Below are 10,532 nucleotides of genomic sequence, written 5' to 3'. Positions count from 1 at the left end.
CGGGCCTGGGCCACGGGACGGGACGTCCCCGCCGGGTGGCTGCCGCTGGGCCGGGGACTGCGGGCGGGCCGCTCCGGCCTGGGGAGCGTCCGCTTGATGGAGAGATTGACCTTTCCATTCTCCGTGGAGAGCACCAGGACCTTGACGGCCTGCCCCTCCTGCAGGTAGTCATGTACGTCGTTGACAAACGTGTTGGCGATCTCGGAGATGTGGACCAGGCCGGACTTCCCATTGTCCAGGGCCACGAACGCGCCGAATTTGGTGATGGAGGTCACCTTTCCTTCCAAAATGCTCCCTACCTGAAGCTCCATATAGTGTACTGTTTCTCCTTCCGGATGGTTTTCCCGCTCCCGTGGAAGCGGGTCGTATCAAAAAAGACCGGCTCCCGGCACAAGCGGGGGAGGCGCTCCGCCTCCCTCGTCGCCCGGCTCCGGTCAGTTGCCCACAGAAAACACACGCTGATTGGGGGAGATCAGCCCCAGCTCTTCCTGCGCGATCTCCTTCATCTTATCCTCGGTGGCGCCCTCGGCGATGTCCGCGGCCAGGGCGGCGTTTTCCTGCTCCTGGGCCTGGACCTGGGCCGTCAGGGCGTCCCGCTGGGCCTGGGCGTCCTGCACCTGGCTGTGGAGGCTGCGCAGCTGCAGTCCGATCGCCGCCAGAATCACCAGGATCAGAAGCTTGGTGAGGACGCTTCCTCTGGACCGCTTCTTTGGCTGCCGTCCTGCTCTTGCCATGCCGCCCGCCTCCTTTGTAAAGCCTTCTGCCGTGCTTGGTGTTTTTTATTGTATAACATTTGCGAATAAAATAAAAGAGATTTTTTCCCCATCTGCCGATTTTTTTACACAAATTTTCCGCTCCCCGCAGGGGAATGGCGGTCAGATGCAGCAAAAATGCCAGGGTATCCACCCAAAAATCCCACACCGGCCGCAAAAACGGGGAGAAGGCGGCGAAAAACAGCACACCGCCGCCCACCGCCCCCAGCAGCAGATACAGCCGCAGCTGCCCCTGCGCCCGGCGGAGCATGAAGAGGAAGACCGCCAAGCCCGCGGCCATGCAGTACAGGATGTCCAGCGCTGACGTCAGGCGGGGCAGCCGCAGGCGGAAGGCCCGCAGCAGGTCATACAGCAGCGCCGCAGCCATGCCCAGCAGGATCGCCTGACAGAAGAGCAGGAGCGGCTGGGAGAGAGCAGGGGCCATGGCGCCTCACCCGAACAGCCGGTGGAAAAGGCCCCCCCGCTCCTGACCGCCGTCCTCATAGGAGACGGAATCGATCCGGCCGTCCACATGGAGCTCGCCCCCGTCCAGGGACAGCTTGCCGATGTGCAGGTCCTCTCCGGTAATGACCAGCGTTCCCACGCTGGTGGACATGATGATGCCGGTCTCGTCGAACCGCTCCACGTCCTCCACTCCGGAGACCGTGAGCCGCTCCCGGCCGATCAGCTCCAGACGGTGGCCCGCCTGGGACATGGCGTTGTTGTAGTCGTTCATTCCGCGTCCCTCCCTGTCCCAACTATATGGGAGGGGCAGGGAGAATATGCGTCCGGCCTTACCGGCCGATCTCCCGGTACAGCGTGCCGGCGTCCGCCTGGCGCACCGTCTCCTGGACGTCCAGCACCTCCACCGTTACGATGCGCTGGCCGAAGCGCAGGGAAATCTGGTCCCCCACCTTCACGTCGTAGGAGGCCCGGGCAGGCTTGCCGTTGACGGTGACCAGGCCGTTGTCACAGGCCTCGTTGGCTACAGTCCGCCGCTTGATGAGGCGGGAGACTTTGAGATATTTATCCAAACGCATGGGCGGCTCCTTTCTCATGGGAAACGGGACTGCCGGCACCACAGCACCGGCAGTCCCGAAATCACAGGGTCAGATCACTTCGCCACGGCGTCCTTCAGGGCCTTGCCGGCCTTGAACACGGGCACTACAGAAGCGGGGATCTCAATGGACTCCTTGGTCTTGGGGTTGCGGCCCACGCGGGCGGCACGCTTCTTGACCTCGAAGGATCCAAAGCCCACCAGCTGCACCTTGTCGCCGTCTTTCAGGGCGGCAGTGATGGCGTCAAACGTGGCGGACACAACAGCCTCGGCCTCCTTCTTGGAAACGTCGGCAGAAGCGGCGACAGAATTGATGAGTTCAGCTTTGTTCATGGATGTTATCCTCCTATACAATGTGTGATGCGCTTGCTAGATGATTTATTCCTAACGCAGGCAGGCGCGCCCGCGATTAAGACGGATCGTGGGATTTTGCATCGTTCCAGAGGGCCAGCAGCTCCGCCTCACCGCACTCCGGCAGAGGCTTGTCCGCGGCCTCTTCCACCGCGCGGAAGCGGCGGTCAAACTTGTCGCAGGCCCGGTGGAGGGCGTCCTCCGGGTCCACGCCCGACATCTGGGCGATTTTGGCGGCCATAAACAGCGTGTCGCCCAGCTCCTCCCGGATGCCGTGGGGCGCGTCGGCGGCCTGACCGGCCTCCAGGGCGGCCCGGAGCTCCCGGACCTCCTCTTCCAGCTTGTCCAGTGCCTGGAGAGAGCTTGTCCAGTCAAAGCCGGCCTTGGCGGTCTTGGACTGAATCTTTTCCGCCCGCCACAGGGCAGGCAGCGTGTGGGGCACGGCCTCCACCGCGTCCGCCGTGGACCGCTGGCCCTTCTCCCGGCGCTTCAGCACGTCCCAGTTGGCCAGGACCTGCTGGGAGGTATCCGCCTGCACGTCCCCAAAGACATGGGGATGGCGGTACACCAGCTTCCGGGCCACGCCGTCCACCACATTTGCCATGGTGAAGCGGCCCCGCTCCGCCTCGATTTGGGCATGGAAGGCCACCTGCATCAACACGTCGCCCAGCTCCTCGCACATGCCGCTGGCGTCGTCGTGGTCGATGGCGTCCAGAACCTCATAGGTCTCCTCCAGGAAGTTCCGGCGGATGGAGCTGTGGGTCTGCTCCCGGTCCCAGGGGCAACCCCCGGGAGCCCGCAGCAGCCGCATGATCTCCAGAAAATCCTCGTAGCTGTAAAAATCCTTACGCTGAAACTCTACCATAAGATGCCTGCCTTTGCAAGAAAAATTCACGGGAAACCCCTGATTTTTCAAGGAATTTTAGCGGATCGCCCCCTTGGGAAGGGGGCGCGGCCGCCCGGTTTCTCATTTTAAGTGCAGAAGTTTAATAAGCTTTTCCCCGCGGGGAATGGACCGCACATCCTCCGCCCGCAGGATCCGCAGAGCGATCACCAGCACACCGTAGACGATCACGCCGGCCAGGATGCCCAGCAGGACACAGGCGGCGTTGGCCAGATATACGGACCAGAGCTGGATCTTATCCGGATCCGCAAACATCTGCTGTGCCAAGGCGAGGAAAGCCCCATCCAGCACCCGGCTGGCCAGGCCATAGACCGCCCAGGCCGCGCCGCCCATGAGCAGGGAAGCGGCCACGGGCTTTGCGAAAACTTCGAGATACCGTGGCTTCTGGGGCGAGTATTTCCACACGAAGAACAGATTCAGTACCACGATCACCAGATAGCAGCATAGCGTGGAGATGGGTGCGCCGTGGATGTTGATGTCCGGATTCCCCACCAGGAAATAGTTCATGATGATCTTGACGATGCCGCCGACGATCACGGTGAAGATGGGCAGCTTCTCCTTGCCGTAGGTCTGCAGGATAGCGTTGGTCAGGATCATCAGGCAGATGAAGATGAGGGCGATGCCCAGCACCTGAAGATGGGGGCCCGCCGCCAGGGCATCCTCCCGCTGGGCCGGCAGCACCAGGACCATGATGGGCGTGGAGAGGACACTGAGGCCGATGCCCGCCGGCAGGGCCAGAATGGCGATGATGCGGAAGGCGGAGGAGATGATCCGGTCCGCTCCGGCATGGTCCTGCCGGGCCAGAGCCGCCGCCGCGAATGGAATCAAGCTCATGGTCACCGGGTACACGAAGGAGGCCACCATGTTGGGCATATCCATGGCCATGCTGTACTGGCCGTTCAGGGCAGCGGCCGATTCCTCCGACAGCAGCAGGGCGTTCTGCAGCTGGCCCATGACGATCTTGGTGTCGATGATGTTCAGGATGCTCATTGCGGAGTTGCTGAGGGTGATGGGGATGCCAATGGCCAGGATCTGCCGGATCAGATGGCTGCTGCCGGAGGGGACATCCAGGGACTGTGTCCGATTCCGGTGCTTCGCCAAATATCCCACCAAAAACAGCATGGAGACCGCCGTGCCCGCCGTGACGCCCAGGATGGCCGCGGCGGCGCCCATCTCCAGGCTCATGCCGATGCGCAGTACATACCACGCCAGCGGCAGACCGATGGCCAGTTTCAAAAGCGCCTCCAGTACCTGGGAAACCGCCGTAGGCGTCATGTTGCCCTGGCCCTGGGTGTAGCCCCGCATGCAGGCCAGCAGGCACACGCAGAACACCGCCGGAGCCAGCGCCCGGATGGGCTGGGCCGCCAGGCTGTTCTCCAGAAACCCCGCCAAGCCCTCTGCCTGAAAGAACATAAACAGGGCGCCCACCGTGCCCAGGACGAAAAACAGCACGATGGCGGTGCGGAAGATCTTCCGCTTCTCGTTCTCCCGTCCCTGGGCATGGGCCTGGCTGGTCAGCTTGGAGATGGCCAGAGGCAGGCCCGCCGTGGAGAAGGTCAACAGGAAATTGTAAATCTTATAGGCAGTGTCGAAATACGTCTTGCCGGGGCCGCCCAGGATGTTGTTCAGGGGGACTTTGTAGAAGAACCCGATAAATTTCACCACAACGACAGCTGCGGCCAGGATGGCGGCGCCGCCCAGGAAGGATTGCTTTTTTTGATTAGACATGAAGCGATTACCTCAAATTACAACAGAGAACTAGGGCGGCGGAATCTGCTGCCCCTATGAGCCTATGGCCTGCCGCTGCCGTTTATAACCGGGCCAGACACGCCTTTACCAGGGCAGAGAACCGGGGCCCCGCCGTGGCGGCGGCGGCAAGCACCTCGTCGGAGGAAAGAGGCTGGTCCAGCACCCCGGCACCCATATTGGTGCAGAGCGTGAAGCCCAGCACATCCATACCGCAGTGGGCGGCCACAATGGCCTCCGGCACCGTGGACATGCCCACGGCGTCCGCGCCCAGCGCCCGGGCGGCACGGACCTCCGCCGGCGTTTCGTACTGGGGGCCGGGGAAGTACATATAGACGCCCTGGCGCAGGGGGATGGACAGCTCCTCCGCAGCCTCCCGGGCGTTGTCCTGGAGTCGGGGCGTGTACACATGGCTCATGTCCGGGAACCGGGGGCCGAACTCCTCCAGATTGGGGCCGCAAAGGGGGCTGACACCGAAGAGTTTGATGTGGTCGGTAATCAGCATGATGTCCCCGGCAGAGAAGGCGGTGTTCACCGCGCCGGCAGCGTTGGTGACTACCAGCGTTTCCGCCCCCAGCAGCCGCAGCACCCGGACGGGATAGCTGACATCCTCAAAGGACCAGCCCTCATAGGTGTGGAGGCGGCCCTGCATCACCGCCACGTCCTGACCCGCCAGGCGGCCGAACACGAACCGGCCCGCGTGGTCCGGGGCGGTGGATCGCTTCATGTGGGGCACATCCTCATAGGGGACGGCAATGGGGGACTCCACTTCGTTGCCCAAAGAGCCCAGGCCGGAGCCCAAGATCAGCAGGCACCGGGGGCGGAACGCCCCCAGGCGGTCTCTCAGCGCCTGGGCGCTCTCCTGATATTGTGCGAATGTATATTCCATCTTACGCTTCCTCCTTACAGCTTTTGGCCGCATTCCCGGCAGAATACGTCGCCGCTCCGGGCGGCCGCCCCGCAGAAGGGGCACACCGCGCCGCCCTGCAGCCGAGCGATCTCCCGCTCCAGCCGGTCGATCTGCTGGCGGAGCCCGTCGATCTCCTGAAGCTTTGCCAGCAGTACCTCGGACTCCGTGAGGGTGCCGGTGTGGGTGGCGTAGATCATCTCCCCCACCTCCCGCAGGGCGGTGCTCACCGCTCCCTTCAGGTCCATAATCCGGATATTCAGCTTGGCCACGGACAGGAGCTCCCCCGCCCGCTTTCCCATGCCGTAGGCGGCATCCGCCGCACTGCCGCCCACCTGGGAGGCAGTGCGCTGCACCGCGTCCAGCAGTTCCTGCAACCGCTCATTCATGGCTTGTATGACCTCCAAAGAAAGATTGGGGCAGAGGGGCAGCCCCGCTCAGCTGGGATAGATGCTGCCGCCGATGAACTCCCGCACCAGGGAGCTGGGGGCGATGTTGGACTCCTCCATGATCTCGATCCGCTCAAATCCCCGGAGGATGTCGTCCGCGATCTCGTACTTGCCCTGGGGCAGCGCCTCCAGCAGGGGGACCACGAAGGGCTTCAGCACCGCCACCTCATCCGGCAGGGAGGAGTCGAACATCAAGTCCGCATTCTCCTTATAGGGGGAGATATACAGCTTTTCCCCCCGGCGGACATTGGGCCACATCTTCAGGGTGAAGTTGGCGTCGCTGCCCCGGAACTTGTAGTCCCGGACGATCCGGCGGCACAGGCGCAGCCAGGGGTGCTGGAACACCACGGCGCCGTCCTCGTCCACCACATTGGACCGGGCCGCGATATACAGCTTGAAGGCCTTGGGATTCTTTCCCACGATCACGTCGTTCAGGGCGTGGATGCCCTCAAAGATAGCCAGCTCGTCGGGCCCCAGCTTCAGCGGCTGAGACAGGATGTCGGAGCGCATCTGTCGGGCGAACTCGTACTTGGGCACGTGGATGGTCTCCCCCCGGTCCAGCATGGAGAAGTGTCGGTTCAGCAGCTCGATGTCGAGGCAGAAGGGAGACTCGTAGTCGATGGCGCCCTCCCGGTTCCGGGGCGCCGTCTCCGGGTCGATGGTGTTGAAGTAGTTGTCCATGGAGATGGTGTGGGTCTGGATGCCCATTTTCTCCAGCTGCTCTTCGATCTTCAATGCCGTGGTGGTCTTGCCGGAGCCGGAGGGGCCGGACAACAGGATGATGCGGGACTCCTTCCGGTGATCGGCAATCTTCTGGGCCGCCGTCTCCACTTTTTTGGCAAAGGCGGCGTCGCACGCCTCCGCAAAGCCCTTGGGGTCAGAGCGGACAGCGTCGTTGATCTCTTTCAGGGAATAGGCCATGGCGATGCTCCTTTCACAGTGCTTCATAAAAGGCGGCGAAGGCAGTCTGGTTGGCCTGCCACTTCTCCGGCCGCTGGATATACTCGGTGGGATATTTCACGTTGAACGCCCGCTGGATCTGGTTGGTGCCCGGCACCACCATCTTGGTGGACCCGGCGGCGCCGAAGGACAGGATGGAGCACAGCTCCGACATGATGTCCACGTTGTACCAGCACTCGCCGCCGCTGCGGCACCAGCCGATGTTCTCAAAGCTGCCGGACATGTACTTCTGCCGGTATAGGTAGTAGGGACGGTATCCGGCGGTCCGGAGGGTCGGAGAGGCGTAATCCAGCATCTCGGCCACCGTCTCCGCGCCGGGGATCCGCAGTCCCTCCGTCAGGATGCGGCTGCCCTTTTTCAGCGCCAGGGTGTGGACGGTGATATCGTCGGGGCCGTAGGTCAGGCACCGGTCCAGGGACCGGCGGAAGCCCTCCGCCGTATCCTCCGGGAGTCCGGCGATCAGGTCCATGTTCACGTGGGGGAAGCCGCACCGGGCCACCAGCTCCATGGCGCGGTCGATGTCCGCAGCCGTGTGGCACCGGCCGATGGCCCGCAGCACGTTCTCTTCAAAGGTCTGGGGGTTCACCGAGACCCGGGTGACCCCGTGGGTGCGGAGCACCGCCAGCTTTTCCGCCGTGATGGTGTCCGGCCGGCCCGCCTCCACAGTGATCTCCTCACAGGCGGTACGGTCGAAGGAGGTCTCGAAAGCGGTGAGAACCCGGTCCATCTGCTCCGCCGTCAGGGTGGTGGGGGTGCCGCCGCCCATGTAGAAGGTCCGAACCCGCAGTCCCGCCCGGCGAACCATCTCGCCGCCGGCGGAGATCTCCCCACACAGGGCGTCCACATAAGGGGGCACCAGGGCAAAGCTCCGCTCCACCGACTGGCTGACAAAGGAGCAATAGGCGCACCGGGTTGGGCAGAAGGGAATGCCCACGTACACGTCAATGTCCCGCTTCTCCAGCCGCCGGGCGGCCTTGGCCGCGGTGGCGCCGGTCTCCAGGGCCAGGGCAGCCCGGGAGGGGGTGACGAAATAGTGTTCCTCCAAATACGCCCGGGCCTCTTCCGGGGACTTCCCGTCCTCCAGGGCCCAGGTCACCGGCTTGTCGGGCCGGACGCCGGTGAGCATTCCCCAGGGAGGCGTCACGCCGGTGACCGCCCGGGCCGCCAGGAAGAAGCAGGCGCCGACGGCGTGGCGGCGGAGGCCCTCCCGCTGGAAATCGCCGCCGGAGAGGGGCTCCTGATAAGTCTGCTCGGTGGTCTTGCCGCCCCGGCAGAGGGACACCGCCACCCGGCAGAGGTCCCCCGTCTCCTCCAGCGAGATCACAGCCCAGCTGTCATCGCCTGGGGTGATCGGCTCGTAGACAGGCAGTTCCCCGGGGAACAGATTCATCAGGCTCTGCTCCACCACATACCGCTCGTCATGGCCGCGGAAAACCAGTTTCATGGGCGCGCCCTCCTCACTGCATGGCCTGGAGCAGATAGGGGTTCCAGCGCCGCTCCCGGTCCAGGGTGGATGCCTCCATGTGGCCGGGCAGGACCCGGAGGTCTCCCTCCAGCTGCCCCAGCCGCCGCAGAGAGGCCATCATCTTCTCCATGGACCCGCCGGGGAAGTCCGTCCGGCCGCAGGAGCCCGCAAAGAGCGTATCCCCGCAGAAGAGGGCGTCTTGGCACCGGAGGGTGACAGACCCCTCGCTGTGGCCGGGGGTGGCCAGAACGGTCACCGTCAGGCCGCCCACAGCCACCGTGTCCCCCTCGTCGTAGTCCCGCACGTCCCCGCTGAGGAGCGGGAACAGCTGCTGGGTGCAGGCATCGGCGTACACATCCCGGCGATTCAGATACACCGGGGTCTCCGGCCATTTGGCCTGGAGCTCTCCCACAGCGCCGGTGTGGTCGTAGTGGCCGTGGGTCAGCAGGATGGTGCAGGGCACACAGCCGGTTTCCGCCACCGCGGCGGCGATCCGCGCCCCATCCCCGCCGGGATCAATGACGGCGCAGGTCTTGGCATCCTCGTCGCAGAGGAGATAGCAGTTGGTGCCGATGGGGCCCACCTGCAAGCACTTGATCTTCATGGGAGACCTCCCTTGCCAAATGAAAATATCAGAGGCAGGCGGCGGAAATCCCGCCCGCCCATGTGTGGAATGGACAAATGCCCTGTCACTCCGCAGGGCGGATCATGCCCGCGTCCCACAGGGTCTCAAAGGTGTTCACAGCGCCGCCGTGCTCCACGATCTTTCCGCCCTCCACCCGGTCGATGTTCACGCCGGTGAAGATCAGGCGTTTTCCCGTGGGGACTGTTCCGGGCCAAGGGCCCAGGTGGGTCCCCTTCATAACACACTCGGAGACGACATACGGCGCGGCCCAGTGCTGGCGGAGGATGCGGACCGTGTAATCCGGATACGTCTCCCGCAGAGCCGCCAGATGCCGCACCATGCCGCCGGGACCCAGGGGAGTGGTCCACTCCCCCTGGCGGAGCATGCAGCCCTCCCCGACGAAGCGGGGCAGGTCCTCCAGACGGTGCTGGGAGACCACGGTCTCATAGAACGTCCGCACCAGCTCCGGCGGCGCCATTTCGCCGCCGCCCTGCGCCGCTTCCCTCATAAGGGCCGCTCTGTGTCGAAGAGGATGGTGACGGGGCCGTCGTTCCGGGAGTCCACCTGCATATCAGCGCCGAACTCCCCATGCTGAACGTCGAAGCCCCGCTCCCTGCAGTGAGCCATGAATCGCTCATACAGGGGGATGGCCGCGTCCGGCTTGGCGGCGCCGGTAAAGCCGGGGCGGCGGGAGGAGGTGTCCGCGTACAGGGTGAACTGGGACACCACCAGCAGGGCACCGCCTGTCTGCTCCAGATTCAGATTCATTTTGCCGTTTTCATCCTCAAAGACCCGCAGGTTGCAGATTTTCTCCGCCAAGCGGTCGGCGGTCTCCTCGGTGTCGTTGGGTCCCACGCCCAGCAGCACCAGGAAGCCACGGCCGATCCGGCCGTTGACGTTCCCGGCAATGGTTACGGAGGCACCGGCCACCCGTGTCACAACTGCACGCATACAATGGATTCCTTTCTATGGTTCACTCAAAATGGAAGGCTTCTATTTCTGCGGGGAATATCAGCCATGCTGACGGCCGTGCAGATGCGCCCCCATTCTCTTTTTGTCAGCGCCAAAAAGAGAACGCGCCGCGCCCGGTATAAGAGAAAAAGGCGCTTTGGCCGCAACTTTACACATGCGTGCAAAGTTGCTGTACGGGGGGCGGCGCGAGAGGGTGCCTGCGTGTTTGCGAGGGTCCCCCGACGGGCGCGGCGGGGTGCGGTGCAGACTTAGCGGCGGATTCCCGCGGCGTAGTGCGTCTTGGATTGGAGGACACGGGCGCATTTGAACCGCTCCTCTTTTCCTGTCTCGCGCTGCGGCGCTCC

At 63.9% G+C, this 10,532-nt stretch carries 14 protein-coding genes and 1 pseudogene; all 15 read right to left on the bottom strand.

The features are described 5' to 3' along the window. Positions 1-311, bottom strand: a 311-nt coding sequence (locus HMPREF1546_RS11220) for a S1 RNA-binding domain-containing protein (RefSeq protein ID WP_021748474.1), incomplete at its 3' end; no start/stop codon positions are given. A 123-nt stretch (positions 312-434) separates the two neighbouring features. Further along, the gene (locus tag HMPREF1546_RS19650) at positions 435-734 is read right to left on the bottom strand and encodes a septum formation initiator family protein (protein WP_021748472.1); all 300 of its coding nucleotides are present in this window, start codon (positions 732-734) and stop codon (positions 435-437) included. A 208-nt stretch (positions 735-942) separates the two neighbouring features. Beyond that, positions 943-1,197: pseudogene (yabQ, locus tag HMPREF1546_RS19920) on the bottom strand (spore cortex biosynthesis protein YabQ); the annotation flags it as partial. A 6-nt stretch (positions 1,198-1,203) separates the two neighbouring features. Further along, complete coding sequence (locus HMPREF1546_RS11205) at positions 1,204-1,488, bottom strand: YabP/YqfC family sporulation protein (protein WP_021748470.1); 285 nt, start codon at positions 1,486-1,488, stop codon at positions 1,204-1,206. 58 nt (positions 1,489-1,546) lie between these two features. Beyond that, positions 1,547-1,792 carry an RNA-binding S4 domain-containing protein gene (locus HMPREF1546_RS11200; RefSeq protein ID WP_025545076.1) on the bottom strand — a complete coding sequence of 82 codons (246 nt, stop codon included), beginning with the start codon at positions 1,790-1,792 and terminating at the stop codon, positions 1,547-1,549. Between the two features lie 74 nt (positions 1,793-1,866). Beyond that, positions 1,867-2,142 carry an HU family DNA-binding protein gene (locus tag HMPREF1546_RS11195; protein ID WP_021748468.1) on the bottom strand — a complete coding sequence of 92 codons (276 nt, stop codon included), beginning with the start codon at positions 2,140-2,142 and terminating at the stop codon, positions 1,867-1,869. A 76-nt stretch (positions 2,143-2,218) separates the two neighbouring features. Then, positions 2,219-3,025, bottom strand: a complete 807-nt coding sequence (mazG, locus tag HMPREF1546_RS11190; protein ID WP_021748467.1) for a nucleoside triphosphate pyrophosphohydrolase — start codon at positions 3,023-3,025, stop codon at positions 2,219-2,221. Positions 3,026-3,127: 102 nt separating this feature from the next. Further along, the gene (locus tag HMPREF1546_RS11185) at positions 3,128-4,792 is read right to left on the bottom strand and encodes a polysaccharide biosynthesis C-terminal domain-containing protein (protein ID WP_021748466.1); all 1,665 of its coding nucleotides are present in this window, start codon (positions 4,790-4,792) and stop codon (positions 3,128-3,130) included. Positions 4,793-4,874: 82 nt separating this feature from the next. Then, positions 4,875-5,699, bottom strand: a complete 825-nt coding sequence (locus HMPREF1546_RS11180) for a purine-nucleoside phosphorylase (RefSeq protein ID WP_021748465.1) — start codon at positions 5,697-5,699, stop codon at positions 4,875-4,877. Positions 5,700-5,713: 14 nt separating this feature from the next. Beyond that, on the bottom strand, positions 5,714-6,106 hold the full coding sequence (locus HMPREF1546_RS11175; RefSeq protein ID WP_021748464.1) for a zinc ribbon domain-containing protein: 393 nt from the start codon (positions 6,104-6,106) through the stop codon (positions 5,714-5,716). 48 nt (positions 6,107-6,154) lie between these two features. Further along, entirely contained in the window at positions 6,155-7,087 is a 933-nt protein-coding gene (locus HMPREF1546_RS11170; RefSeq protein ID WP_025545074.1) for a uridine kinase, read from the bottom strand. A gap of 13 nt (positions 7,088-7,100) precedes the next feature. Further along, positions 7,101-8,570: a coproporphyrinogen dehydrogenase HemZ gene (hemZ, locus tag HMPREF1546_RS11165; protein ID WP_021748462.1), complete on the bottom strand. Its 1,470-nt coding sequence runs from the start codon at positions 8,568-8,570 to the stop codon at positions 7,101-7,103. Positions 8,571-8,583: 13 nt separating this feature from the next. Beyond that, positions 8,584-9,195: an MBL fold metallo-hydrolase gene (locus HMPREF1546_RS11160; protein WP_021748461.1), complete on the bottom strand. Its 612-nt coding sequence runs from the start codon at positions 9,193-9,195 to the stop codon at positions 8,584-8,586. Between the two features lie 85 nt (positions 9,196-9,280). Then, entirely contained in the window at positions 9,281-9,724 is a 444-nt protein-coding gene (locus HMPREF1546_RS11155; RefSeq protein WP_021748460.1) for an ester cyclase, read from the bottom strand. Next, positions 9,721-10,167, bottom strand: coding sequence for a D-aminoacyl-tRNA deacylase (gene dtd, locus HMPREF1546_RS11150; protein ID WP_021748459.1), 447 nt, complete (start codon positions 10,165-10,167; stop codon positions 9,721-9,723). Before dtd ends, HMPREF1546_RS11155 begins: the two co-directional genes overlap by 4 nt. Positions 10,168-10,532: the final 365 nt, after the last annotated feature.

Origin of the sequence: Oscillibacter sp. KLE 1745 (assembly GCF_000469445.2) — a bacterium.
GTDB lineage: Bacteria > Bacillota > Clostridia > Oscillospirales > Oscillospiraceae > Oscillibacter > Oscillibacter welbionis.
This window is presented reverse-complemented; position numbering and strand designations above follow the sequence as displayed.